21 protein-coding genes are annotated in these 24,215 nt (G+C 67.2%); 14 read left to right on the top strand and 7 right to left on the bottom strand.

Features of this window, described 5'->3' with window-relative positions; genetic code table 11:
* Positions 1-21 precede the first annotated feature (21 nt).
* The 4 genes from PUN51_RS02250 to PUN51_RS02235 are packed head-to-tail and all read left to right on the top strand — an operon-like array spanning position 22 to position 4,779.
* A complete protein-coding gene (locus tag PUN51_RS02250) occupies positions 22-1,443 on the top strand; it encodes an extracellular solute-binding protein (RefSeq protein WP_224026766.1) in 1,422 nt (473 codons plus the stop codon).
* Positions 1,440-2,441, top strand: a complete 1,002-nt coding sequence (locus PUN51_RS02245; RefSeq protein WP_275179719.1) for a carbohydrate ABC transporter permease — start codon at positions 1,440-1,442, stop codon at positions 2,439-2,441. The genes PUN51_RS02250 and PUN51_RS02245 overlap by 4 nt, the downstream gene beginning before the upstream one ends.
* Before the next feature lie 8 nt (positions 2,442-2,449).
* Complete coding sequence (locus PUN51_RS02240) at positions 2,450-3,352, top strand: carbohydrate ABC transporter permease (protein WP_159631128.1); 903 nt, start codon at positions 2,450-2,452, stop codon at positions 3,350-3,352.
* Positions 3,353-3,384: 32 nt separating this feature from the next.
* Positions 3,385-4,779, top strand: coding sequence for a glycoside hydrolase family 32 protein (locus PUN51_RS02235; protein ID WP_275179718.1), 1,395 nt, complete (start codon positions 3,385-3,387; stop codon positions 4,777-4,779).
* A gap of 41 nt (positions 4,780-4,820) precedes the next feature.
* On the opposite strand, the gene PUN51_RS02230 is transcribed toward PUN51_RS02235, so the two are convergent.
* A complete protein-coding gene (locus PUN51_RS02230) occupies positions 4,821-5,909 on the bottom strand; it encodes a LacI family DNA-binding transcriptional regulator (RefSeq protein ID WP_275179717.1) in 1,089 nt (362 codons plus the stop codon).
* A gap of 335 nt (positions 5,910-6,244) precedes the next feature.
* Between PUN51_RS02230 and menD the strand changes: the two genes are divergently transcribed.
* Complete coding sequence (gene menD, locus PUN51_RS02225) at positions 6,245-8,005, top strand: 2-succinyl-5-enolpyruvyl-6-hydroxy-3-cyclohexene-1-carboxylic-acid synthase (protein ID WP_374114909.1); 1,761 nt, start codon at positions 6,245-6,247, stop codon at positions 8,003-8,005.
* Positions 8,006-8,104: 99 nt separating this feature from the next.
* Here the strand turns inward: menD and PUN51_RS02220 are convergent, their stop codons facing one another.
* From PUN51_RS02220 to PUN51_RS02205, 4 genes are all read right to left on the bottom strand, one after another.
* The gene (locus PUN51_RS02220) at positions 8,105-8,881 is read right to left on the bottom strand and encodes an amino acid ABC transporter ATP-binding protein (protein WP_141182203.1); all 777 of its coding nucleotides are present in this window, start codon (positions 8,879-8,881) and stop codon (positions 8,105-8,107) included.
* Positions 8,878-9,837, bottom strand: a complete 960-nt coding sequence (locus tag PUN51_RS02215) for an amino acid ABC transporter permease (RefSeq protein ID WP_275179716.1) — start codon at positions 9,835-9,837, stop codon at positions 8,878-8,880. Before PUN51_RS02215 ends, PUN51_RS02220 begins: the two co-directional genes overlap by 4 nt.
* 35 nt (positions 9,838-9,872) lie before the next feature.
* Positions 9,873-10,826, bottom strand: a complete 954-nt coding sequence (locus PUN51_RS02210; RefSeq protein ID WP_159631138.1) for an ABC transporter substrate-binding protein — start codon at positions 10,824-10,826, stop codon at positions 9,873-9,875.
* Between the two features lie 188 nt (positions 10,827-11,014).
* The gene (locus PUN51_RS02205; protein ID WP_275179715.1) at positions 11,015-12,415 is read right to left on the bottom strand and encodes an isochorismate synthase; all 1,401 of its coding nucleotides are present in this window, start codon (positions 12,413-12,415) and stop codon (positions 11,015-11,017) included.
* 117 nt (positions 12,416-12,532) lie between these two features.
* On the opposite strand from PUN51_RS02205, the gene PUN51_RS02200 reads away from it, so the two are divergent.
* The 4 genes from PUN51_RS02200 to PUN51_RS02185 all read left to right on the top strand — a co-directional run bounded on the left by PUN51_RS02200 (position 12,533) and on the right by PUN51_RS02185 (position 17,054).
* On the top strand, positions 12,533-13,309 hold the full coding sequence (locus PUN51_RS02200) for a demethylmenaquinone methyltransferase (RefSeq protein ID WP_275179967.1): 777 nt from the start codon (positions 12,533-12,535) through the stop codon (positions 13,307-13,309).
* A 3-nt stretch (positions 13,310-13,312) separates the two neighbouring features.
* Positions 13,313-14,644, top strand: a complete 1,332-nt coding sequence (locus tag PUN51_RS02195; protein ID WP_275179714.1) for a geranylgeranyl reductase family protein — start codon at positions 13,313-13,315, stop codon at positions 14,642-14,644.
* A complete protein-coding gene (locus tag PUN51_RS02190; protein ID WP_159631146.1) occupies positions 14,641-15,741 on the top strand; it encodes a polyprenyl synthetase family protein in 1,101 nt (366 codons plus the stop codon). The genes PUN51_RS02195 and PUN51_RS02190 overlap by 4 nt, the downstream gene beginning before the upstream one ends.
* A gap of 461 nt (positions 15,742-16,202) precedes the next feature.
* Entirely contained in the window at positions 16,203-17,054 is an 852-nt protein-coding gene (locus PUN51_RS02185) for a DUF559 domain-containing protein (RefSeq protein WP_275179713.1), read from the top strand.
* Positions 17,055-17,155: 101 nt separating this feature from the next.
* Here PUN51_RS02185 and PUN51_RS02180 read toward each other — a convergent pair whose 3' ends face one another.
* Complete coding sequence (locus tag PUN51_RS02180) at positions 17,156-17,584, bottom strand: hypothetical protein (protein WP_159631150.1); 429 nt, start codon at positions 17,582-17,584, stop codon at positions 17,156-17,158.
* A 51-nt stretch (positions 17,585-17,635) separates the two neighbouring features.
* Positions 17,636-18,289 (bottom strand): trimeric intracellular cation channel family protein, encoded by a 654-nt coding sequence (locus PUN51_RS02175; RefSeq protein WP_159631152.1) that lies wholly within the window; start codon positions 18,287-18,289, stop codon positions 17,636-17,638.
* A gap of 60 nt (positions 18,290-18,349) precedes the next feature.
* Between PUN51_RS02175 and PUN51_RS02170 the strand changes: the two genes are divergently transcribed.
* The 5 genes from PUN51_RS02170 to PUN51_RS02150 are packed head-to-tail and all read left to right on the top strand — an operon-like array spanning position 18,350 to position 24,082.
* A complete protein-coding gene (locus tag PUN51_RS02170) occupies positions 18,350-19,207 on the top strand; it encodes a sirohydrochlorin chelatase (RefSeq protein ID WP_275179712.1) in 858 nt (285 codons plus the stop codon).
* Positions 19,208-19,261: 54 nt separating this feature from the next.
* Positions 19,262-21,007, top strand: coding sequence for a nitrite/sulfite reductase (locus PUN51_RS02165; RefSeq protein WP_275179711.1), 1,746 nt, complete (start codon positions 19,262-19,264; stop codon positions 21,005-21,007).
* Positions 21,007-21,735 carry a phosphoadenylyl-sulfate reductase gene (locus tag PUN51_RS02160; protein ID WP_275179710.1) on the top strand — a complete coding sequence of 243 codons (729 nt, stop codon included), beginning with the start codon at positions 21,007-21,009 and terminating at the stop codon, positions 21,733-21,735. Before PUN51_RS02165 ends, PUN51_RS02160 begins: the two co-directional genes overlap by 1 nt.
* Positions 21,732-22,676 carry a sulfate adenylyltransferase subunit CysD gene (gene cysD, locus PUN51_RS02155; protein ID WP_275179709.1) on the top strand — a complete coding sequence of 315 codons (945 nt, stop codon included), beginning with the start codon at positions 21,732-21,734 and terminating at the stop codon, positions 22,674-22,676. The genes PUN51_RS02160 and cysD overlap by 4 nt, the downstream gene beginning before the upstream one ends.
* Complete coding sequence (locus PUN51_RS02150) at positions 22,676-24,082, top strand: sulfate adenylyltransferase subunit 1 (RefSeq protein WP_159631160.1); 1,407 nt, start codon at positions 22,676-22,678, stop codon at positions 24,080-24,082. The genes cysD and PUN51_RS02150 overlap by 1 nt, the downstream gene beginning before the upstream one ends.
* Positions 24,083-24,215 lie beyond the last annotated feature (133 nt).

Below are 24,215 nucleotides of genomic sequence, written 5' to 3'. Positions count from 1 at the left end.
ACGTGTTAGGAAGGAAATGACATGACCGGAGCCATAAACGGGCACCTGCGGGACATCACCCGCCGTACCGCCCTTGGTGCCCTCGGCGCGGGAATCATCGGAGCAACCGTGGCGTCGTGGCCGCGGCTCTCCGGAACGGACATTCCGGGCCGCGGAGACAACAGCCTCAGCATCGCCATCATGGGCACCGCCGCGGACGCCGCCGCCCGCCAGCGCGCCATCGACGCATTCACCCGCCTCCACCCGGACATCCGGGTCAAGGTCCAGGCCATCCAGGCCGTGGACTGGAAAGACTTCTTCACCAAGATCCTCACCATGGTGGCCGCGGGCACGCCGCCGGACGTGGTCTACGTCGCCACCGAGGGCGCCCAGCTGTTCGCCGAAAAGCTGGCCCACCCGCTGGACGAATACATCCGCCGCGACGCCGCGGACATGCGCGAATTCTTCGATGATGTCCACCCCAGCCTGGTGGAAGCCTTCATGTACAAGGGCAGCCTCTACCAGCTCCCCATGGACTGGAACGCGGCCAACATGTACTATAATACCGCCGCGTTTGCGCAGGCAGGCCTGGACCGGCCAGCGGACGACTGGACCCACATCGATTTCCGCAACAGCCTCGCCGCGATGCGCAAGGCCCGGACCTCTGACTTCACGCCCTACTACTGGACCAACAGGCTCTTCGGCGGCGTGGTGCCGTGGCTCTACGCCAACGACACCAGCTTCCTCAAGGAGACCAGGTCCGCGGGCGGCGACTGGCTCTGGGACGGCTTCTACGCCAACGACCCCTCCCGCAGCCTCCGCTCCGGCGGTTACCAGTGGCTGGAACCGAACGCCAACGACGACCGCGTGTTCGAGTCCTTCGACTACCTCCGGGGCCTGGTTAAGGACGGACTGGGCGTCCGGCCGGAAGAAGGCGGCGGCAGTTCCCTGGTGGGCCTCTTCGCCTCCAACCGCATTGGAACCACTCCCGCCGGCGGCTACTGGGTGCAGGGGCTGCACGAGGCCGGCATGGGCGCCAACGACTTCGACGTCCAGTTCTTCCCGCGCTGGAAGACCCAGCGCCACCAGTTTGGCACCGCCGGCTACGCGATCATGAAGACCGCCAAGGACAAGGACGCCGCCTGGGAATGGATCAAGTTCAGCTCCAGCCGCGAGGCAATGGAACTGATCTTCCCCAACCCGATCACCACGCCGGCGCGCCGCTCCATGGTCAACGAACAGCTGTACGCCGGCAAGGGCCCCGCCCACTGGAAGGTCTTCTACGACACCCTGGACCGGTTCCCCACCACGGGCCCCATCCCGGCACCACCCCAGCAGGCCGCCGTCGAAACGGCCCTGATGAAGAACGTATCCCTTGCCGTCAGCGGGGACGAGCAGCAGCTCAAGCAGGCCCTCGCATCCATGCAGCGCGACCTTGAACTTGCCCTGAGGAGGCAGTCATGAGCACCACCACCCCGCCCCGGGAACGGCCCGAGCGGGCGGCCGGCCGGGCAAGTACGACGACGGCCCGCACCCACGGCGCCGGCGGCACCAGCCGTGCCACCACCGTCGGCGGCCGCAGCGGAGCCAGGCACAACCAGCGCTGGCTGGCCTGGATCTTCCTGGCCCCCACCATCCTGGGCATGGGCCTGTTCACCCTGATCCCCATCGTGGCCTCGGTTGTCCTGGCCTTCTTCCGCTGGGACATCATCTCGGCACCAACCTTCGTGGGCTTCGACAACTTCTCCGAAGTGGTCCAGGACCCCACCGTGAGGGTGTCCTTCCTGAACACCCTCGTGTTCGTGGTGGTGGCCGTGGCACTCCAGCTGGGCCTGGCATTGGCACTGGCGGTCATGGTGCAGGAGAAGATGCCGGCGTGGCTGCGGGTGTTCTTCCGGTCCGCGTTCTTCTTCCCGCTGATCCTGTCCGCCGCCTCGGTGTCCATCTTCATGCGGTACCTCTTCAATGAACAGTTCGGCGTAGTCAACTGGTTCCTGTCCCTGGTGGGCATCCCCGCCGTACCCTGGCTGACCACACCGGGCGGATCGGCCGCCGTCGTGATCCTGGTGTACGTCTGGCAGAACTTCGGCTTCTCCTTCCTCCTGTTCATCGGTGGGCTGGCGTCCATTCCGGTCGAGACATATGAGGCGGCCGCGATTGACGGCGCCACCGGCTGGCGCAAGCACCTCCACGTGACGCTGCCGCTGCTGAGCCCCACCACCCTCGTCGCCTCCGTCATGGCCATCATCAGCGCCCTGCAGGTCTTCGACCAGCCCTACGTCCTGACCCGCGGCGGTCCCGGCGACTCCACCCGCACCGCCGTCATGGTGATTTTCGAATCGGCGTTCCAGCGGCTCGAATTCGGCCAGGCGTCCGCGATCGGCGTGCTGCTCACGCTGATCATCATGGCCATCACGGCCGCACAGTTCCGGCTCAGCAAACGATTCGTCTTCTACCAGTAAGGCCAGCCATGACAACCACAACTGACCACGGCCTGGCCGGACATTCACCCCGGCTCTCCCAAGGCCTCCCCGTCACCACGCCCAACCGGAAGAAGTTCAACTGGAGCTTCGCCGTCCGGACCCTCCTGCTGCTGCTCGCGGCCGCCCTCACGCTCGGTCCGGTGCTCTGGACGCTGTCCACGTCGCTGCGGTCGCCGTCGGAATCGTTCAAGCTGCCGCCGTCGTTCATACCCTGGAACCCGGACTTCACCTCGTACGGGGAGGTATTCAAGCAGCTGAATATCTTCCTGCTGGTCCTCAACAGCGCCCTGGTCACCGGAATAATCGCGGTGGGCCAGATGGTCTCCGCCGCCTTGGCCGGCTACGCGTTCGCGCACCTGAAATTCCGCGGACGCGGGGCGCTGTTCTCGATCGTGCTGGCCACGATGATGGTACCCGTGCAGGTGACGATCGTCCCCGTCTTCATGCTGATCCGCGGCATGGGCCTGTCCGACACCCTGCTCGCCCTGATCCTCCCCGCCATCCCGACGGCATTCGGCACGTTCCTGATGCGCCAGTACTTCATGGGGCTGCCGGCCGAACTCGCCGAAGCCGCCTCGATCGACGGCGCCAGCCCGTGGCGGACATTCCGTTCCGTGTATGCGCCCCTGGCGATGCCCGGCATGGCGATCGTGGGAATACTCGCGTTCAACTTCCACTGGAACGAGTTCTTCCGCCCGCTCATCCTCACCATTTCCGAACAGAACTTCACGCTTCCCTTGGGTCTCGTGTCGCTCCAGGGAAACCTGGGCACCGGCAGCATCTCGGTGGTCCTGGCGGGCGTAGTCCTGTCCATGATCCCCGCGCTGGTGGTCTTCATCTTCGGCCAACGCGCCCTGCAGGACGGCCTCACGGCCGGAACCGGCAAGTAAAACTCCCTCCCTCCAGCCCGAAAGGCCGTTCCATGACCTCCCCGGACCTCGCCGCCGTCCACCCTGGCACCGTCACCTTCGACGACGTTGCCGCCGCCCACCCCGACCCCGCCTTCCCCCGCTTCCACCCGCGCCCGGCGCAGGGCTGGATCAACGACCCCAACGGCATCAGCTTCATCAATGGGCGGTACCACGTCTTCTTCCAGTACAACCCGGACTCGGCCCGGCACCACCGGATCGCCTGGGGACATGTGAGCTCGGCGGACCTGGTCCGCTGGGAGGAGCACCCCGTGGCGCTTCGCCCGCAGGACGGCGGCCCCGACGAGTACGGCTGCTGGACCGGGGTGGTCACGGACGACGACGGTGTTCCCACCGCTGCGTACTCCGGCGTCCGCGGCGACGGGGGGCACTCACAGGTGGTCATCGCCCGCGGCTCGGAGGACCTTATCCACTGGGAGCAGGCAGGCCACGTGGCCGCCACCATGCCCGCCGACGGAGAGGTCACCGCCGTGCGGGACCCGTTCATTTTCCGCTTCAACGGCAAGCGGTACGCCATGCAGGGCGCCGGACTGGCCAATGGGCACGCCGCCCTGCTGCTCTACACCGTGGACGACCTGGCCGACTGGAAGTACCAGGGCATCTGGCTGACCTCGGAGAACCGGGTTGCCGCTACGTTCACGCCGGCCGAGATCTGGGAGTGCCCGCAGCTGGTGCAGGTGCCAGACAACGATGCCCCGGGCGGGGGCACCTGGCTGATGATGTTCTCCCTCTGGCTCGCCGGCGACTCACACGAACACGCCAACGGGGTGGGCCACCTGATCGGATCGCTGGCCGAGGACCCCGCCACCGGGCTGCCCGTCTTCACGCCGCGGACCGGCGGAAAGTCCGACCTGGGCCGCGACTTCTACGCTCCGCAGGTGGTGTCCCTGGAAAACCGGGCCCTGCTGTGGGGATGGGCCAACGAAGGCCCGGGGCGGGACGGGCGCCGCAGCCGCAGCCAGGAAGAGATCGACGCCGCCGGGTGGGCCGGAGTCCTGACCTTCCCGCGCGAGCTGTCGATTGTGGACGGCGCCCTGGCAGTGCGCCCAGCCCCGGAAATTGATGCCTATCGCGGAGAGCTGCTCGCCGGCCAGGCATCCGGGACGGTGCGGTTGCCTGCCTTCGCCGAGGCTGTGGTCACCGCAGGAATGGGCGGTGCTGTGGAGCTGCTCCTGGTGGGGAACGGAAGCCGGCAGGTGGTCTTCAGCGGCAGCGTCGACGCGGGGGAGGAGCTGCGAATGTTCGTGGATGCCTCCCTGGTTGAGGTGTACCGTTCCGGGTCGGTGGCAACCACGCTGCGTGCTTACCCGGCTGTGGGGGAGGAGTGGCAACTGAGCCTTCCCGCAGGGGCAACGGCGGACGTCTGGAGCCTGGCCAGGCCCGCGTAGCCCCCTCCAAACCGGCCCGGCGGGTCCCGGCCGCGGCGTGGTCAGCGTCCGGCCGGGACCGGGCCGGTGGATTCCCTGACCACCAACCGGCAGGGAACCATCGTTTCCCCCGCGGTGCCGGAGACGGCGGCGGCAGCCGGGCCGTCGTCGTCGGACGTTCCCTCCGGTGCCGACCCCACCTCGGCGAGCAGCGACGCCATGGCGGCGGCTCCCATCTCCCGGAGCGGCAGGGCCATGGTGCTCAGCGCCGGGACCATGGCCTTCGCGATGCGGAACTCGTCGTCGTACCCCATGACGGACACGTCCTGCGGGACGCCGAGGCCCAGCCGGTAGCAGGCCAGCACCACACCGATGGCCAGGCGGTCGTTGGCGCACAGGATGGCCGTGGGCCGGGCGGCCGGTTCCACGCCTTCGAGGAGTTTCATGGCGCCGTGGAAGCCGGCGTCGATGTCCCAGCCCACCTGGATGACGCGGTCCTCGTTGACAGGCATCCCCGCGCCGCTGAAGGCCGCACGGTAGCCCTCGATCCGGCGGGGCGCCGCGGGCGTCAGGGAGTCACCGGCGAGGAACGCGATGTCCCGGTGGCCCAGCGACATTACGTGCTCCGCGGCTTCCCGGCCGCCGCGCACTTCGTCAGGAATCACGGCCGGAAGCCCTGCCTCCGGCCGGTCATCGAAGCAGTTGGCAAGGATCGACGGGACGCGGGCCATGTTTGCGGGCACGTGCAGTGGCCGCAGGCCCACGGTCACATACATGAGGCCGTCCACCTGGCGGTCCAGCAGGGTTTCCACGGCGCTCTCGTCGCGGGACTCGTCCAGCTCGGTGTCCATCACCACGGTCACGAAGCCGTGTTCCCGGGCCACCGCATCCGCGCCGGCAATGATGTTGCCGTCGAACGGGCTGGTGACCACCTGGTCGGACACGATGCCAATGACCCGCGACTGCTGGTTGCGCAGGCTCAGGGCGATCTTGTTGGGGGAGTAGTTGAGCGCTGCGGCCGCTTCCCGGATCCGCTGCTGGCTTTCCAGGGCCACGTTTCCGTCGCCGCGGCCGTTCAGCACCAGCGACACGGCACTGCGCGAAACGCCCGCCAGCTTGGCGACGTCGAGGGCGGTGGCCTTGCGCTTCATGGTCGTCCTTCGGATGCTGGGATCTCTTGCTTGGGTGAAGTTTACCTAACTCGTGTGAGCTTCCGCTCTCTCCCGACGCCCAATCACCTTTAGCCCCCTTTTTGGGAACGCCCATCACCTTTAGCCCCCTTTCGGGAACGCCCCATCACCTTTCGGGCCTATCAAGGCAGGAGGTGATGGGGCGTGTGGTGGATTGGGGCAGGAGGTGATGGGGCGTGTGGTGGATGGGGGCAGGAGGTGATGGGGCGTGTGGTGGATTGGGGCTGGAGGTGATGGGGCGTGTGGTGGATTGGGGCTGGAGGTGATGGGGCGTTGGAGGGTGGCAAACTGGGTTGGTGACTTCGTTGAACGAACCAACCCCGGACACCCCCGGGCTGAGCAGCCCTGACGCCCCCGACGCTGAGCTGAGTGCGCTCGCTGCGGCGAGGATCGCCGTCGACGTCCTGCTCGACGGCGGCGTGCGGCACGTGGTGGTATCGCCGGGTTCGCGGTCGGCGCCCATGGCATACGCCCTCGCCGAGGCCTCCGCCGCGGGCCGGGTGGACCTGCTGGTCCGCATCGATGAGCGTTCCGCAGGATTCACCGCGCTAGGCCTGGCCCTGTCCAGCGGCTCGCCCGCAGCCGTCCTGACCACGTCCGGAACCGCCGTCGGAAACCTCATGCCCGCGGTGATGGAAGCCAACCATGCCGCCGTCCCGCTGATCGTCCTGTCAGCAGACCGGCCCGATGAGCTGCGCGGAACGGGGGCCAACCAGACCACGGTGCAGCCGGACCTCTTTGGCGAGCACGTCCGGTTCGCCGCCGATGTTCCCGCCGGCAGCAACCCCGAGCGGGCCGTCCAGACCGGACTCTCCGCAGCCACCGGCGCATTCCCGGACCTTGCGCCGGGCCCGGTCCAGCTCAACCTCGCGTTCCGCGACCCGCTGGTTCCGGCCCCCGGGGACCGGCTGCCCGACGCCGTGGAGCGGCAGCGCTACCGGGTGGGATCCGAGCCCCTGGTCATGAACCTGCCGGCGGCGCCGGACACCCTGCCCGAGCGGCGCACAGTGGTGCTCGCCGGGCACGACGCCGGTCCGGTTGCCGAAGCATTTGCCCGCGCCCACAACCTGCCGCTGCTCGCTGAGCCATCCTCCAACTCCCGCTTCGGTCCAAACGCCGTGGGCCCGTACCGGCTGCTGCTGGAGCACTTCCGGGCCGGTTCCGCGCAACCGATCGAACGCGTGGTGCTGTTCGGCCGGCCCACGCTGTCCCGTCCGGTGGCCGCGCTGCTGGCCAGTGCCGACGTCGAATCGGCCCTGTACCAGCCGGTTCCGGTCGCCTGGTACGAGCCCGGGCGCCGCACCGAGCTGCCGCTGGAAAACCTGGCGGACCTGGCCGAATTCGCCGGCCGCGGCAGTTCCACCTGGCTGGACACATGGTTGCTGGCCGGATCGGCCGCGCAGCACGCGCTGGACCGGGTGGTGTCCGCGGAGGCCGCCGCCAACGGACCGTCCGTGGCGGCGCTGGTCTGGAAGCACTCACGCGGCCAGCTGCTGCTCGGTTCCTCCAACGGCATCCGCGACGTTGACCTCGCCGGCCTTCCCGCCGCGGATCCAGCCGCCATCGTGTACGCCAACCGGGGCCTGGCCGGCATCGACGGCACCATCTCCACCGCCACCGGCATCGCCCTCGGCGGCCGGCAGCAGACCACCGTCCTGCTGGGCGACGTGACCTTCCTGCATGACGCCGGCGGCCTCCTCCTCGGCGCTGGCGAAGAACAGCCGGACCTGCGGATCGTGGTCCTGAATGATTCCGGCGGCGCCATCTTCAGCCTGCTCGAGCACGGGGGAGTGGAGGAAGGCGGCCGCTACGGAGACGCCGTCGAACGCCTCTTCGGCACCCCGCACTCGGTGGACATCGCGGCACTCGCCGCAGCGTACGGCGTCGGACATTCCCGGGTCAGTACGACGGCGGGACTCGCCGAGGCGCTGGGCCGGCCTGTGCACGGGCGCAGCATCGTGGAGGTCCGCACGGACCGCCGGGCGCTGCGGGAGCTCCACGCCCGGATCAAGGAAGCAGTTTCTGCCGCCGTGGAGGCAGTGCTCTCCGGGCAGTAACTGCCGACGCGCAAGATACGCGACGACGCGGAAATGCCCTGCCGCTGCCGGAATACCGGCGGCGACAGGGCATTTGCGTGTCGAAAGTGAGGAACCGTGTCAGAGCACGCGGCCTAGGAACTCCTTGGTGCGCGCATGCTGCGGGTTGGCGATGATCTCGCGGGGATCGCCCGACTCCACCACCACACCGCCGTCCATGAAGGTCAGCGTGTCACCCACTTCGCGGGCGAAGCCGATCTCGTGGGTCACCACGATCATGGTCATGCCGGACTTGGCCAGGTCCTTCATCACGTTCAGGACATCGCCCACCAGCTCCGGGTCCAGGGCGGACGTGGGCTCGTCGAACAGCATGAGTTCCGGGTCCATGGCCAGGGCCCGGGCGATGGCTACGCGCTGCTGCTGGCCACCGGAGAGCTGGGAGGGGTAGTGGCCGGAACGGTCCGCCAGCCCTACGCGGTCCAGCAGTTCCAGCGCACGCTTCTGGGCGGCAGCCTTGGACTGGCCCTTCACGTGCACCGGCGCTTCCATGACGTTCTGCAGCGCGGTCTTGTGGGGGAACAGGTTAAACCGCTGGAACACCATGCCGATTTCGCGGCGCTGGGCGGCGATTTCCTTGGTCTTGAGGTCGTGGAGCTTGCCGTTGACCTCGCGGTAGCCGATCAGCTGGCCACCCACGGAGATCCGGCCGGCGCTGATGCTCTCCAGAAGGTTCACGCAGCGCAGCATGGTGGACTTGCCGGAACCTGACGGCCCGATCACCACCGACACTTCGCCCTGGTTGACGGTCATGTCGATGCCCCGGAGTACATGGTGGTGCCCGTAGTACTTGTGGAGGCCCTCGATCTTGACCAGCGGCTTCTCTGCTGTGACGGTCATCGTGCACTCTCCTCGGGGAAGTCCGTTTCTATTGACCGTCCGCCGTCCTGGCTCAGGGCCACGCGGGCCGACTTGGCCACTGGCTTGCCCGCCGGCGCGAGATTGTCGACGCCCTTGCCGTAGTACGCCTCAATGTAGTGCTGTCCCACCATCAGGATGCTGGTGATCACCAGGTACCAAATGGCGGCCACGATCAGCAACGGAACCGGGAGGTAGGTCCGGTTGGCCAGGGCGTTGGTGGCGAAGGTGAGGTCCAAGGTGAACGGCACGGCCAGGACCAGCGAGGTGGTCTTCAGCATGCCGATGGTTTCGTTGCCCGTGGGCGGAACAATGACGCGCATGGCCTGCGGCAGGATGATCCGCCACATGATCTTCGTCTTGCCCATGCCCAATGCCTCGGCCGCCTCCATCTGCCCGCGGTCAACGGACTTCAGGCCCGCGCGGAAAATTTCCGCGAGGTAGGCCGATTCGTTCAGGCCGAGGCCGAGGATGGCTGCCACGGTGGCGTTGATGACTGCCGCGGTGTCCAGGCTGAAGAGCTCGGGTCCGAACGGCACGCCCGCGCTGATCTTGGGGTACAGAACCGAAATCAGGCCCCACAGCACCAGCTGGGTGTAGACGGGTGTTCCACGGAAGAACCACACCCACACCCAGCTGGACCAGCGGAACACAGGGTTGTCAGACTGGCGCATGAACGCCAGCAGGATGGCCAGGACGATGGCCAGGACCATGGAGGTGACCGTCAGCAGAAGCGTCCAGCCCACGCCCTGGACCACCTTGACGTCCAGGATGTAGGTGCCCACCACATCCCAGCGGAAGTTGGGGTTGGTAAACAGGCTCTGCAGGAACAGAACGACCAGCGCCAGGATGATGAACGCGCTGATCCATCGGCCCGGGTGGCGCACCGGCACGGCTTTGTTCAGTACCGGTGCGTCGTCCTTATGCTGGCCGTCCATGTGCACACCTGACTTGTCGTCGGTAACGCGAAAACTCAAGACTTGACCGCCGGGTTGACTTCGGACTTGGTGATGGCGCCTTCAGAGTTGCCCCAGCCGTCCAGGATCTTTTTGTAGGAACCGTCTTCCATCAGCTTGGTGACAGTCTTCTGGATGACCTCTGCCCAGGCGGTGTCAGCCTTGGCCACGGCGATGCCCTGCGGAGCGGAGTCGTAGACGTCGCCCAGCTTCTCCAGCTGGCCGTTGGTCTGGGTCAGGGCGTAGCCGATGATGGGGGAGTCGGCAGCCATGGCGTCGATGCTGCCGTTCACCAGGCGGGTGGTGACATCCGTCTGGTTCTTCAGGGTGACGATGTCGATGGGCTTCTTGCCGTCAGCAACACACTTCTTGTTGCGGTCGGCCAGGTCCGGATCTTCCTGTACGGTGCCGGTCTGCACTCCGATGGACTTGCCGCACACGTCGTCCAGGGAGAACTTGTTGGGGTTGCCCTTCTTCACGGCCCAGGCGGTGCCTGCGTTGAAGTAGCTGACCATGTTCACTGCGCCCAAACGCTCCGGGTTGATGGTGAACGAGGAGATGCCCAGATCGTACTTGGGGCCGAGGGCCGGGAGGATGCCGGTGAACTCTGCGGTCTGGACCTGGACCTTGAGTCCCAGGGTGGCGCCGATGGCCTTGGCGATGTCCACGTCGTAGCCGACGGGTGTCTGGCCGTCCGTACCGAGGAATTCGGCGGGGGCGTAGCTGGTGTCGGAGCCGACCGTGATGGTGCCCTTGGACTTGATGGCGTCCGGGACCATGGCGGCCAGGGCGTCGTCCTTCTTGACGGTGGTGGGATCAAAGCTGGCGCTGGCGCTGCCCGACGAGGTGGCCGCGCTGGAGGGACCCGTTTCCGAGGCGTTGGTGCATGCTGAGAGGGCCAGGGCGCTGATGGCGATCATAGTGGCGGCGGTCAGCTTGGAAGTGCCCAGGAGGGTACGGGGAGTCTGCATTTCTTACCTTTTGTTGCAGGGGCTATGAGGTACTAACGCGGCTTATAGTGTAACGCTCAACAAGAGAGGTACGTCACACGCAACTAAGTTTCACTATTGGATAACTGTAGCGGCGACAAAATCAAGCCTTTCAGAGCAGCAGTCGTCTGTCATCCCAGACTCCTTACCCAGGAGGGCGCAAAAGAACTTCAGCTGTTGATGCCCAGGGACTCCAGCATCGGCCGGAATTTGGCCCAGGTCTCGGCGAGTTCGGCCTCCGGCTGGGAGCCGTCAACAATGCCGCAGCCGGCATACAGCCGCACGGTTTCGGGGGACTCGATGACCGCGCCGCGCAGGGCAATGCCCCACTCTCCGTTGCCGGCCGCGTCCAGCCAGCCCACCGGACCGGCGTACGGCCCACGGTCCAGGTGCTCCAGCTTGCGGATCAGTTCACCGGCCACCAGTGTGGGCGTCCCGCAGACCGCGGCGGTGGGGTGCAGCGCGTTGATCAGGGCCAGGCAGGTGGGCACGTGGCCTTCCACCTCGGTGAGCTCGGCCTTGACGTCGGAGGCCAGGTGCCAAACGTTGGGCAGCTCCAGGATGAAGGGTTCGTCATGGGCATTCATCGCCTCGGAGAACGGCGCCAGCTGCTTGGTCAGCGACTGGATGGCGATCTCATGCTCATGCCGTTGCTTCTCCGAGCCGGCCAGGACGCGAGTGGCGTAGTCCATCGGCGGGCCGTCCTCGCCGTGCGCATCGCGGCGGTCCAGGGTGCCGGCCAGCACGCGGGCCTGGGCGGTCCGGCCCTCCACCTGGATCAGCATCTCGGGCGTGGCCCCGACCAGGCCGTCCACGCCATAGGTCCAGCATTCCCGGTACCTGGCGGCAAGCTCGCGGAGCACGTCTGCGGCATGTACGCCGGAAGGAATAGTTGCCACGACGTCCCGGGCCAGCACCAGCTTTTCCAGGGCGCCCGTGCGGATTTCGGCAACACCGGCGGCCACGGCCTCCATCCAGGCTTCCTCGCTGAGCGAGCCGGTGTGCAGCGTTGCGCCGGCAGCCAGCGGGAGGGGGCGGACGACGGCGCCGCGCGCCTGGCCGGGCACGTCACCAACCGGCGCGTCCCCGGCTGGGTCCGCTGCCGGCGTCGTGCCTTCCGTGGCGGAGGCAGCGTCGGAACCGCCGTCCAGCCAGCGGTCCAGCGCGGCGAGGGCCGTCTCTTCGGTGAGCGGGCCGCCGTCGAACGTCAGCTGGGTGAGCCATGCCTGGTTGTCCCGCACGCCCACCACGATCTCCGGCACGATCAGCCGTGACTCGTGGGCTGACGTCTTGGAGAAAGCAAAGGAACCAAAAGCCACGGGACCGGTGCCGGGCAACTCCACGGAATCCGCCACCTCGGCTTCCAGGACCAGGTGCCGCCACCAGATGTCCGCCTCAAGGAACCGGTCCGGCCCCGTGGCGGTGAAGCGTGCGATCTCGCCGAAACCGGCCAGCCCGGCTTCGCGGCGGGTCCAGCAGAGGACATCGTCACGGACCAGAAACGAAGGCAGTCCCCCGGGGAATGCTTTGCCATCCAGGGGGACCGTCAGGGTGCGGAACGTGCTCGTCATGATGGATCAACAGTACCCCCGACAGTAATTCACAGTACTTCGCAGTAACTTTCCGCCCCTGGCCACGTCGAATCCGTACTGGTCAGCACCGTCAGGAACATTTGAGACAATGTCATGGTGAACCGAGCATCCTTGGATAAGCGTCCGGACGAAGTAGCCACGATGTTTGACGACGTCGCACCTAAATACGACGTCGTCAACGATGTCCTCTCCATGGGGCAGACCCGCCGCTGGCGGAAGATCGTGGTGGATGCCATGGAAGTCTCCAAGGGCCAGCGGGTCCTGGACCTCGCGGCCGGAACCGGTACCTCCAGCGAACCGTATGCCGACGCCGGCATAGACGTGGTGGCCTGCGATTTCTCCCTGGGCATGCTCAAGGTGGGCAAGCGCCGCCGCCCTGACATCGACTTCATTGCCGGTGACGCCACCAACCTGCCGTTCGCCGACAACACGTTTGACGCCACCACCATCTCCTTCGGGCTGCGGAACGTGAACGAACCCAAGAAGGCGCTGGCCGAGATGCTGCGCGTCACCAAGCCCGGCGGCCGCCTGGTCATCGCAGAGTTCTCGCAGCCGGTGGTTCCGTTGTGGCGCACCATGTACACCGAATACCTGATGCGCGCCCTGCCGGCCATCGCCGTCAAAGTCGCGTCCAACCCGGACGCATACGTCTACCTCGCCGAATCCATCCGCGCCTGGCCGGACCAGGACCACTTGGCCGCATGGCTGCAGGAGAGCGGCTGGGAGAAGGTCACCTACCGCAACCTCACCGGCGGCATCGTGGCCGTGCACCGCGCGTTCAAGCCTGCCGATTCCTCGCCCGACGGCGCTGCTGCCGCCATCGCTGCGCACAAGGGCCCGGTGGCCAAGCTGCGCCGCAACACTGTCCGCTGACCTGTGAAGGTACTGATTGTCGGCGCCGGTCCGGCCGGATCCACCGCCGCGTACTACCTGGCCAAGGCCGGCCTCGACGTCACAGTCCTGGAAAAGACGCAGTTCCCGCGCGAGAAGGTCTGCGGTGACGGGCTGACACCGCGTGCCGTCCGCGAGATCCAGAAGCTCGGCCTGCCGCACCCGGAGAACGATGGCTGGCGCCGGAACAAGGGCCTCCGCCTGATCGCCGGCGGCCGCACCATCGAGCTGCCTTGGCCCGAGGTGTCCGACTTTCCGCAGTACGGGCTGATCCGCACGCGCCTGGGCTTCGACGAGGAACTGGCGCGGCACGCGGAGGCGGCCGGGGCCACGATCCTTGAGCGGCACAGCGTCACGGAGGCCCTCCGGGACGACGCCGGCCGGGTCACCGGTGTCCGCGCAGCGCTCCTGGACGGGTCCGGACGCAAGACGGGGGAGACGCGTGACTTCAGCGCCGACGTCGTCCTTGCTGCCGACGGCAACTCCACCCGCACCGCCGTGTCCCTTGGGATCCAAAAGCGTGACGACCGCCCGCTCGGCGTCGCCGTCCGCACCTACTTCAGCTCCCCGCGCACCGACGACGACTGGATGGAAGGCTGGCTGGAACTCCCCGGCCGCGACGGCAAGCTGCTGCCCGGCTACGGCTGGGTGTTCGGAGTGGGCGACGGCACCTCCAATGTTGGCCTGGGCATCCTGAACTCCTCCAAGGAATTCGGCAAGCTCGATTACAAGCAGGTCCTCCGCGAATGGACCGCCGGGATGCCCGCCGACTGGGGTTTCACGCCGGAGAACCAGGTGGGCGAAATTCGCGGCGCAGCCCTGCCAATGGGCTTCAACCGCACCCCGCACTACTCGCCCGGCCTGCTCCTGCTGGGCGACGCCGGCGGCATGGTCTCGCCCTTCAACGGCGAGGGCATCTCCTACGCCATGGAGTCCGCGCGCTTCGCCGCCGAGTTCATCATCGACGCCTCCTCACGCACGGCTGCTTCAGGCGGAACGTACGACGCCGATGCGCACCTTGCGCGGTACGCGGACTATGTGCGGAACCAGTGGGGCTCGCACTTCACGCTTGGGCGGGCCTTCGCCGCGCTGATCGGGAAGCCTGCCGTCATGAAGCTTGCACTGCGCACGGGCATGCCCATCCCGGTGCTGATGCGGTTCGTGGTCCGGTTCCTTGCCAACCTCACAGACCCGTCCGCGAAGGGCTTCGAGGACCGGGTGATCCGCGTCCTGGAATCACTGGTGCCGGCCACATCCAATACCCCGTCAGCTCCGAACCAGCGGTATCCGCAACAAAAAGTTAGGGTTAACCCGTGACCAACTCCGCAGACCATAGCTGGACGCACGCCGGGCACGGCCTGCCGGACTCCGAACCCAGCCTCAACACCACCGCCATCGCCACGGGCCTCCAGCTGCCTGCAGGCTTTGCGGCCATCGCGGGGGATGCCGAGCTGGGCCCGGCCATCACCAACAACCTGGCCAAGGTGGAGAAGAAGCTCCGCGAAGCCATCGCCAACTCGGATCCCCTGGCTGACGCAACGTCGCGCCACCTGGTGGAGGCCGGCGGCAAGCGGATCCGTCCGCTGCTGACGCTGCTGTGTGCCCACCTCGGTGACGCGTCCCTGCCCGCCGTGGTGCAGGCCGCCGTCGTGGTGGAACTGACGCACCTGGCAACCCTGTACCACGACGACGTCATGGACTCCGCGCCCTTCCGCCGCGGCGCTCCCACGGCTCACGAGGTGTGGGGCAACTCTGTTGCCGTCCTGACCGGGGACCTGATCTTCGCCCGTGCCTCGATCCTGGTGTCCGAGCTCGGCGGCCGCGCACTCGGCATCCAGGCGCGCACCTTTGAGCGGCTGTGCCTGGGCCAGCTGCACGAGACCGTCGGTCCGCGGCCGGACGAGGACCCGGTGGCGCACTACTTGTCCGTCATCGCCGACAAGACCGGCTCCCTGGTGGCCGCCTCCGGCCAGTTCGGTGCCATCTTCTCCGGCGCCGACGAGGCGTACGAGGACGTCCTGGTGGAGTATGGCGAGAAGGTGGGCGTGGCCTTCCAGCTCGCCGATGACGTCATCGATGTCACCGGGGTGAAGGTCAAATCCGGCAAGTCCCCGGGAACTGACCTGCGCGAAGGGGTACCCACCCTTCCGGTGCTGCTCCTGCGCAAGGCTGCCGTTGATGGCGACCAGTCCGCCGTCGACCTCCTGAAGCTGATTGACGGCGACCTGTCCTCCGACGAGGCGCTGGCTGCCGCCGTGGCCGGACTGCGCGAGCACCCTGTCACCGCGGAGTCCTGGGTGGTGGCACGGCAGTGGGCCAAGGAAGCCATTGATGCCCTCGCTCCGCTGCCGGAGGGCGTGGTTAAGGAGTCGCTGTCCAACTTCGCGCTGGCTGTGGTGGACCGCGCCAGCTGATTACTGTTCGTTAGGAGCCCGGGACCTCTGGTTGATCCAGCTGCGGAGGTGCCGGGCTTCTTCGTGGTGCCGATCCGGCCGTGGCAGCCGGGCTTAACGGGATAGCCCCGGTCCTCAACAACCGAAGCTGCTGTGAACCGGGGCTATCTCTCCGTTCGCATCAGACCCGCCGGAGGCGTTTAGCGGATCCGTGAATAGCTTATGACAGGTTTGTCATAAGACGCAAGTCCTCTGTAACTGTTTGTGTCAAAGAGTTTTTGGGGAGCTCCGCCGGCTGTGGATGCGTCCTCGCTCAATTGCGTGATTTATAGCTGGCCACGCAGCCCGCACCCCTTCAGTACGCGGGACCCGCCGCCTGCGCAGCCCAGAAATCACGCAATTGCGTCAGCGACTCTGGGGGCGTTATCCACATGGACAGAATCCTCTGGTTCGTCGCGGGCTGCGCACGGACACGATGAGGGATGGACATCTGCGACTACCTGGCCAGGCGCGGGGGAGCAGCCCGCTCTCTTGAACTGCAAAGGGCGGGCTTCACGCGGACCCCGGTGGGACAGGCTGTGGCGCTGGGCGTTGTGGTCAGAACCCGGCGCGGTGTCTATGCGCTGCCCGGCGATGGACGGGTGGCAGGGGCTCTGGCAGCCGGCGGGCGGCTCACGTGTTTGTCCGCCGCCCCCATCTACCGGCTGTGGACTCTCAACGGCCCAACAGGCCTGCACTTAAGCCGGAGCCACCCCACCCATACGTCCGGAGTCGTCGACCACGGCCGGCCCAAGCATCCGCGGCATCCCTGGCTGCCCGTGCTGGGGCTCGCCGATGTGCTTGTTCATGCCGTGCACTGCCTGCCGGAGCTGGAGGCGCTGGTGATGTTGCAGTCGGCTGTGGGCGCCGGTGACATCTCGCGCGATTTCCTCTACGCGCGCTGCCAGGGACGCCGCAACGGGCGCGCCAGGGCGGTGCTGGACCTGGTGATTCCCCGCGCGGACTCCGTGCTGGAGGTACTCGCAAATGTCCATTTCGCGCGGGCCGGACTACGGGTTCGGCGGCATGTCTACATTGCCGGAGTTGGAGAGGTGGATTTCCTGGTCGAGGAGTGCCTGGTGGTGGAGACGGATGGCTCAACGCATTTCGAGCCGAAGTCCATCAAGCGGGACCAGCGGCGCAACAACCGGAGCATAGTTGGGGGCTACCTGGTGTTGCGCTACTACTATGAGGACGTTGTCCACCGGCCCGAGGCCATGGTCGCGGAGGTTCAGGCGGTGCTGCGGGTGTGGCGGAGGCCGACGAACAGCCGGCTCGGCGACCTTTTTACGTGATTTATGGGCTGTTAACCGGCGAGTGCCCCTGCAAACGCAGGGGCACAGCTGAAGGTCCGGTCCATAAGTGACGCATTTACGTCAACGGCGGACGGGGAGGCTTACTCTTCCTCTTCGTCCTCGAACGCCCACTCGAACATGTCGAAGACGAACTCGGAGAAGGTGCCTTCCTCGGACTTCCACTGCCCGCGGGCATTGTTGCGGCGGTAGACGATGGGGTCCGGGACGCTGAGGTCGCCCACGCGGAAGCCCCAGGTGAACGCTTCCTCTTCGTCTTCGAGGAACATGAGGAAGCCTTCATCGTCGACCTCGAGCTCTTCGGGGTCCCAGAAGTAGTGGTAGGCCTCCATGAGGTCCTCGCAGCCGCCCAGTGCAAGGTAGAACTCGCGCAGGACCAGGGGGATCTCGAATTGGTGCTCTGCGAGGGCCTTGTCCAGCTCCTCGGGCGTCAGGCCATCCGCTTCCTGCCATTCGTCCTCGAGATACTTTGGAACAAGCGCGCGGAACTTCTCGAGGAACATGTCAGTCATGCTCATATCCTAGCTAATCGCGACGCTCCCAAAATGACATGGAAGCGAACGTCACAGCCCTGGATCGCTTGCCCTGCGCTGCCAGCCGCGGACGGCAAGCGGCGCCTGCCAGGAGCGGCGCCAGGCGAGGACGCGGAACGTGAAAACCAGGGCGGCAATGCCGGCCGCGGTCAGCACGTTGAACACGCCAAGAACCCACAGCACCGCCGTCAGCGAGGATCCCACGAAGGCCGGCAGTGCGTAGATGTCCTTGGGGTTGAACAGTTCGGGTACCTCGTTGGCCGTGATGTCCCGGAGCAGGCCGCCGCCCACCGCCGTCGTCACCCCCAGCAGCACCGATGCCACCGGGTTCAGGCCGGTGGCCAGCGCCTTGAGCGTGCCGGTCATGCAGAAGAGGGCCAGGCCGGCGGCGTCGAACAGGACCAGCAGCGACGTGTAGCGCTGGACGCTGGAGAACAGGAAGAACACCAGCACCGTCGCCAGCAGCGGCGGCGCCAGATACGCCGGGTTGGTGAACGCCGCCGGAACGATGACAAGGATGACATCGCGGATCACACCGCCGCCCAGGCCCACCAGGGAGGCCAGAAGCAGGGATCCCACAATGTCGATCTGCTTCCGCGCCGCCAGCAGCGAGCCCGATACCGCGAAGAAGAACACGCCCAGCAGGTCCAGCCAGACCGGGGAGTTGTCAAAGGCGAATGTCATGGGGCGTCCCGGTATTTCAAAGAGGGCGGACAGGGCGGCTCCAACGTTACGCTAGCCCCTATGAACAGCCCCATCATGATCGCCTGTGCCCATGGGACGTCCAACACACAGGGGGCCGCGGAGGTCAACGCCCTGCGCGCCGCCATCGCGGAACTGCGCCCGGGCCTTGATGTCCGGGAAGCCTATGTGGACGTCCAGCAGCCGGATCTGGTGGATGTGGTGGCCGGCCTGCCGGACGGGGAGGCTGCCGTGGTGGTGCCGCTGCTGCTGAGCGTTGGCTACCACGTGAAGGTCGACATCGCCCGGGCCGTGAAGAGCAGGCCGGGCAGTGCCGCCGCAGCGCCGCTTGGCCCGGACCCGCGCCTCGCGGCCCTGCTGGACCAGCGGCTGCGGGAGGCCGGCACCACCGACAATGACGTCATTGTCCTGGCGGCGGCGGGCTCGTCCAACCCCAACGCCGCAGTGAGCGTCGAGGAGCTGCTGGGCCAGCTGCGGGCATTGCGGTCCAACCGGATGGTGGCCGCCTACGGTGCCTCCGCCCAGCCGTCGGTGCCCGACGCCGTCGCCATGCTCCGCGAAGAGCTCGCCGGGGGTGCCGGGGCGGGGGAGTCCGCCGGAGCGGTCGACGTCGGAGGCCGGGTGGTGATTGCCTCGTATCTCCTGGCGCCGGGCTTCTTCCACGACCAGCTGGCGAAGGCGGGTGCCGACGTCGTGACCCAGCCCCTGCTGCCATCCCCGACACTCGCGGAGATCGCGCTCGACAGGTACGACGCCGCCGTCGCCGCCATGAACGAAACGCCTGCGGAAGCACCCGTGGCGGCCCCCGCCGAAGCCCCGGACAAGGCTCCTGCCGATGCACAGCAGGGTGGGTTCTTCAAGGCCCTCCAGCGTTTCGTGACGAAATATTTCCCTAGGTGACTTAGCGTTTCCGGGCCTTTGTGACGGTATTCGGCGCCGCCCTACAGTCGATGCATGACTGATACAGCTCTAGCCGGAGCGTCGGCGGACTCCGCTGCCCCCAAGCGCCCCGCCCGCCCGTCCCGCCCCGCTGCGAAGCCGCATGGCCAGTGGAAAGTGGACGGCAAGACGCCGCTGAATGCCAACGAAACCTGGAAGCAGGAAGACGACGGCCTGAACGTCCGCGAGCGTATCGAGACCATCTACGCCAAGGAAGGCTTCGACGCCATCCCCGGCCAGGACCTGCATGGCCGTTTCCGCTGGTGGGGCCTGTACACCCAGCGCAAGCAGGGGATCGACGGCGGCAAGACCGCCACCCTGGAGCCGCACGAGCTCGAAGACAAGTACTTCATGCTGCGCGTGCGGATCGACGGCGGCGCCCTCACCACCGAGCAGCTGCGCGTCATCGGCCAGATCTCCGTGGACTTCGCCCGGGACTCAGCCGACCTGACCGACCGCCAGAACATCCAGCTGCACTGGATCCGGGTCGAAGACATCCCGGAGATCTGGAACCGCCTGGAGTCCGTGGGCCTTTCCACCACCGAAGCCTGCGGCGACGTGCCCCGCGTCATCCTCGGGTCGCCCGTGGCCGGCATCGCCAAGGACGAGATCATCGACCCCACCCCGCTCATCGCCGAGCTGGGGGAGCGGTTCATCGGCAACCCGCTGCTGTCCAACCTGCCCCGCAAGTACAAGACCGCGATCACTGGCCACCCCAGCCAGGACGTGGTCCATGAGATCAACGACTGCGCGTTCGTGGGCATTGAACACCCCGAGCTCGGCGCCGGCTACGACCTCTGGGTTGGCGGCGCGCTGTCCACCAACCCGATGCTCGGGAAGCGCCTCGGTGCGTTCGTGAAGCCGGACCAGGCCGCGGACGTGTGGCTGGGCGTGACCAGCATCTTCCGTGACTACGGTTACCGCCGCATGCGCACCAAGGCCCGCCTGAAGTTCCTGCTGGCCGACTGGGGTCCGGAGAAGTTCCGCCAGATCCTCGAGGACGAATACCTGGGCTACAAGCTGGCCGACGGCCCCGCCGCGCCCAAGCCCGCCACCCCCGGCGACCACGTGGGCGTGCACGAGCAGAAGGACGGCAAGTTCTTCATCGGTGCCACCCCGATCGCAGGCCGCCTTTCCGGTTCCGGCCTGGTCAAGCTGGCAGACACCCTGGAGGCCCGCGGCTCCTACCGGCTGCGCACCACCCCGCACCAGAAGATCGTGGTGCTGGACGTCGAGAAGGACCAGGTGGAGCCGCTCATCGCCGAACTGGACGGCCTGGGCCTGTCCGCCCGCCCGTCCGTCTTCCGACGCGGCACCATTGCCTGCACCGGCATCGAATACTGCAAGCTGGCCATCGTCGAGACCAAGTACACGGCCGCCACCGCCGTCGCCGAACTCGAGCGCCGCCTGGCGGACCTCGCCGGCTCGGGCCAGCTGCCGCAGGCATTGTCGCTGCACATCAACGGCTGCCCTAACTCCTGCGCCCGCATCCAGACGGCGGACATCGGCCTCAAGGGCATGATGCTGCCAACGCCCGACGGCGACCCCTCCCCGGGTTTCCAGGTCCACCTGGGCGGCGGGCTGGCCAACAATGACCGCGAGGAAGCCGGGCTGGGACGCACCGTCCGCGGCCTGAAGGTTTACGTCAACGACCTGCCCGACTACGTGGAGCGCGTGGTCCGCCGGTTCGTGGCCGACCGCACCGAAGGCCAGACCTTCGCCGAATGGGCCCACGCAGCAGATGAGGAGGCACTGCAGTAATGGCAAAGCATCTCGCACCCGCACCGGCCAAGCGGCCCCAGGAAGAGCTGAAGGCCCTGGCCGAGGCCGGCGCCGCCGAGTTCGGCTGGGACGCCCCCGCCCGCGACGTGATCGCCTGGGTGGAGCGCAACTTCGACCTGCCCGCCGTCGCCGTCGCCTGCTCCATGGCCGACGCCGTCCTGCCCGCCCTGGTCGCTGACCAGATGCCCGGCGTCGACGTCCTGTTCCTGGAGACCGGATACCACTTCCCGGAAACCTACGCCACGCGTGACGAGGTAGCCGCGAACCTCCGCGTCAACGTGGTGGACGTCCTCCCGGAGACCACCGTGGAGCAGCAGGACCGGCTGCTGGGCAAGGACCTCTTCGCCCGTGACGCCGCCCTGTGCTGCGCCCTCCGCAAGGTGGCCCCGCTGCAGCGGACCCTCGCCGGCTACGAACTGTGGTTCACCGGCGTCCGCCGCGACGAAGCCCCCACCCGCACCAACACGCCGCTGGTCACCTGGGATGAGAAGAACGGCCTGGTCAAGGTCAACCCCATGGCAGCGTGGACGTTCGACCAGTTGGTCCAGTACTCGGACGACAACCTTTTGCCCGTCAACCCGCTGCTTTCCCAGGGGTACCCCTCCATTGGCTGCCAGCCCTGCACCCGCAAGGTGGCGCCCGGCGAAGACCCCCGCGCCGGCCGCTGGGCAGGATCCGACAAGACAGAATGCGGACTACACGTATGAGCACTTCACTTACCGAGGAGACCCAGGTGACCGACGCCGCCGTATCCACGCGCCTGTCCAGCCTGGACACCCTCGAATCCGAAGCGATCCACATCATCCGCGAGGTTGTTGCCGAATTCGAGAAGCCCGCGCTGCTGTTCTCCGGCGGCAAGGACTCCGTGGTGATGCTGCACCTGGCCACCAAGGCCTTCTGGCCGGGCAAGGTCCCCTTCCCCGTGCTGCACGTGGACACCGGCCACAACTTCCCCGAGGTCATCGACTTCCGCGACCGGACCGTGGAGCGGTTGGGCCTGAAGCTGGTGGTGGGCTCCGTGCAGGAGTTCATCGACCGCGGCGAACTCGCCGAGCGCGCCGACGGCACCCGCAACCCACTGCAGACCGTCCCGCTGCTGGACGCCATCCAGCGGAACAAGTTCGACGCCGTGTTCGGCGGCGGCCGCCGCGATGAAGACAAGGCCCGCGCCAAGGAGCGCATCCTGAGCCTCCGCGACGAGTTCGGCCAGTGGGACCCGCGCAACCAGCGCCCCGAGCTGTGGAACCTGTACAACGGCCGCCACACCGTGGGCCAGCATGTCCGTGCGTTCCCCATCAGCAACTGGACCGAGCTGGACATCTGGCGGTACATCGAGCGCGAGAACATCGAGCTGCCCGGCCTGTACTACGCCCACGAGCGCGAAGTCTTCGCCCGTGACGGCATGTGGCGCGCAGTGGGCGAAGTGTCCCAGCCCCGCCCCGATGAGGAAGTCATCACCAAGACCGTCCGCTACCGCACCGTGGGGGACATGTCCTGCACCGGTGCCGTGGAGTCCAACGCCTTCACCGTGGCGGACGTCGTGGTCGAAGTTGCCGCCTCCACCCTGACCGAACGTGGCGCCACCCGCGCAGATGACCGCATCTCCGAGGCCGCCATGGAAGACCGCAAGAAGGACGGGTACTTCTAATGACCACCGAAGCAGTTCTCCCGGCGGACCTGGAAACAGCCCTGCCCACCACCCTCTTCCGCTTTGCCACGGCAGGATCGGTCGACGACGGCAAGTCCACGTTGGTGGGCCGCCTCCTCCACGATTCGAAGGCCATCCTGGCTGACCAGCTCGACGCCGTGGCCCGCACCTCCGCGGACCGCGGGTTCGGCGGGGACAAGGGCGGCATCGACCTGGCCCTGCTGACCGACGGTCTCCGCGCCGAGCGCGAACAGGGCATCACCATCGACGTGGCCTACCGCTACTTCGCCACCGACCAGCGCAGCTTCATCCTGGCCGACTGCCCCGGGCACGTGCAGTACACCAAGAACACGGTGACGGGCGCGTCCACTGCGGATGCCGTCGTCGTCCTCATTGACGCCCGCAAGGGTGTGCTGGAGCAGACCCGCCGCCACCTGTCCGTGCTGCAGCTGCTGCGCGTGGCGCACGTGATTGTGGCCGTGAACAAGATCGACCTGGTGGACTTCAGCGAGTCCGTGTTTCGCGACATCGAAGCCGACGTGCAGCAGGTGGGCCGCGAACTGGGCCTGGGCTCGGACGGCATCAGCGACCTGCTGGTCATCCCGGTGTCCGCGCTCGACGGCGACAATGTGGTGGACCGCTCGGAGCGCACCCCCTGGTACACCGGCCCCGCGCTGCTGGAGGTCCTCGAGACCCTCCCCGCCGCCGATGAGCTCGAGAGCCACCTGGAGAGCTTCCGCTTCCCCGTGCAGCTGGTCATCCGGCCGCAGGGCGCCCTGGCTCCCGACGCCGTCGCCGCCGGCCTGGACGTGGAAGCGTACCGCGACTACCGCGCGTACGCCGGCCAGATCACCGAAGGTTCGGTGAAGGTGGGGGACCAGGTGTCCGTGCTGACGCCGGGCCAGTCGCCGCGGACCACCGCCGTGGTGGGTATCGACTTCGCCGGCTCCTCCCTGCAGGAAGCCGCCGCCCCGCAGTCCGTGGCCATCCGGCTGGCGGACGAGTTCGACGTCGCCCGCGGTGACACTATCGCCGCCGCCGGAACGGTCCGCGAAGCCTCCGCCGACCTCTACGCCGCCCTGTGCTGGCTGTCCCCGAAGCCGCTCCGCGAGGGCCAGAAGGTCCTGGTCAAGCACGGCACCCGCACCGTCCAGGCGATGGTCCGCAGCGTCTCCGGCAAGCTGGACCTGGCTACCTTCAAGCTTGAGGGTGCCTCCAGCCTGGAGCTCAACGACATTGGGCACGCGCAGCTCCGCCTCGCCGCCCCGCTGCCGCTGGAGAACTACCTGCACCACCGCCGCACGGGCGCGTTCCTGGTGATCGACCCGCTCGATGGGAACACCCTCGCCGCCGGGCTGGTCAAGGACCACCCGGGCGACCACGAGGACGAGCGTTACAGCATCTAGTTCCGCCCAGATCGCTGAAACCCTGCGGGGCCGCCGTAATTTTACGGCGGCCCCGCAGTCTTTCCGGCGATTTCGAGGGCCTGCGGTAATCCGCACAATAACCCGCAGAGGTTCCCCCCGAACCTTTTGTGGC

This window comes from Arthrobacter sp. NQ4 (assembly GCF_029077345.1).
Classification (GTDB): Bacteria; Actinomycetota; Actinomycetes; order Actinomycetales; family Micrococcaceae; genus Arthrobacter.
The sequence above is the reverse complement of the archived record's forward strand: the minus strand, read 5'-3'. Positions and strand labels throughout refer to the sequence as shown.

Coding starts and splice junctions, on each gene's coding strand:
- PUN51_RS02250 (WP_224026766.1), top strand. CDS start 22: ATGACCGGAGCCATAAACGGGCACCTGCGGGACATCACCCGCCGTACC.
- PUN51_RS02245 (WP_275179719.1), top strand. CDS start 1,440: ATGAGCACCACCACCCCGCCCCGGGAACGGCCCGAGCGGGCGGCCGGC.
- PUN51_RS02240 (WP_159631128.1), top strand. CDS start 2,450: ATGACAACCACAACTGACCACGGCCTGGCCGGACATTCACCCCGGCTC.
- PUN51_RS02235 (WP_275179718.1), top strand. CDS start 3,385: ATGACCTCCCCGGACCTCGCCGCCGTCCACCCTGGCACCGTCACCTTC.
- PUN51_RS02230 (WP_275179717.1), bottom strand. CDS start 5,909: ATGAAGCGCAAGGCCACCGCCCTCGACGTCGCCAAGCTGGCGGGCGTT.
- PUN51_RS02220 (WP_141182203.1), bottom strand. CDS start 8,881: ATGACCGTCACAGCAGAGAAGCCGCTGGTCAAGATCGAGGGCCTCCAC.
- PUN51_RS02215 (WP_275179716.1), bottom strand. CDS start 9,837: ATGGACGGCCAGCATAAGGACGACGCACCGGTACTGAACAAAGCCGTG.
- PUN51_RS02210 (WP_159631138.1), bottom strand. CDS start 10,826: ATGCAGACTCCCCGTACCCTCCTGGGCACTTCCAAGCTGACCGCCGCC.
- PUN51_RS02205 (WP_275179715.1), bottom strand. CDS start 12,415: ATGACGAGCACGTTCCGCACCCTGACGGTCCCCCTGGATGGCAAAGCA.
- PUN51_RS02185 (WP_275179713.1), top strand. CDS start 16,203: ATGGACATCTGCGACTACCTGGCCAGGCGCGGGGGAGCAGCCCGCTCT.
- PUN51_RS02180 (WP_159631150.1), bottom strand. CDS start 17,584: ATGACTGACATGTTCCTCGAGAAGTTCCGCGCGCTTGTTCCAAAGTAT.
- PUN51_RS02175 (WP_159631152.1), bottom strand. CDS start 18,289: ATGACATTCGCCTTTGACAACTCCCCGGTCTGGCTGGACCTGCTGGGC.
- PUN51_RS02170 (WP_275179712.1), top strand. CDS start 18,350: ATGAACAGCCCCATCATGATCGCCTGTGCCCATGGGACGTCCAACACA.
- PUN51_RS02165 (WP_275179711.1), top strand. CDS start 19,262: ATGACTGATACAGCTCTAGCCGGAGCGTCGGCGGACTCCGCTGCCCCC.
- PUN51_RS02160 (WP_275179710.1), top strand. CDS start 21,007: ATGGCAAAGCATCTCGCACCCGCACCGGCCAAGCGGCCCCAGGAAGAG.
- cysD (WP_275179709.1), top strand. CDS start 21,732: ATGAGCACTTCACTTACCGAGGAGACCCAGGTGACCGACGCCGCCGTA.
- PUN51_RS02150 (WP_159631160.1), top strand. CDS start 22,676: ATGACCACCGAAGCAGTTCTCCCGGCGGACCTGGAAACAGCCCTGCCC.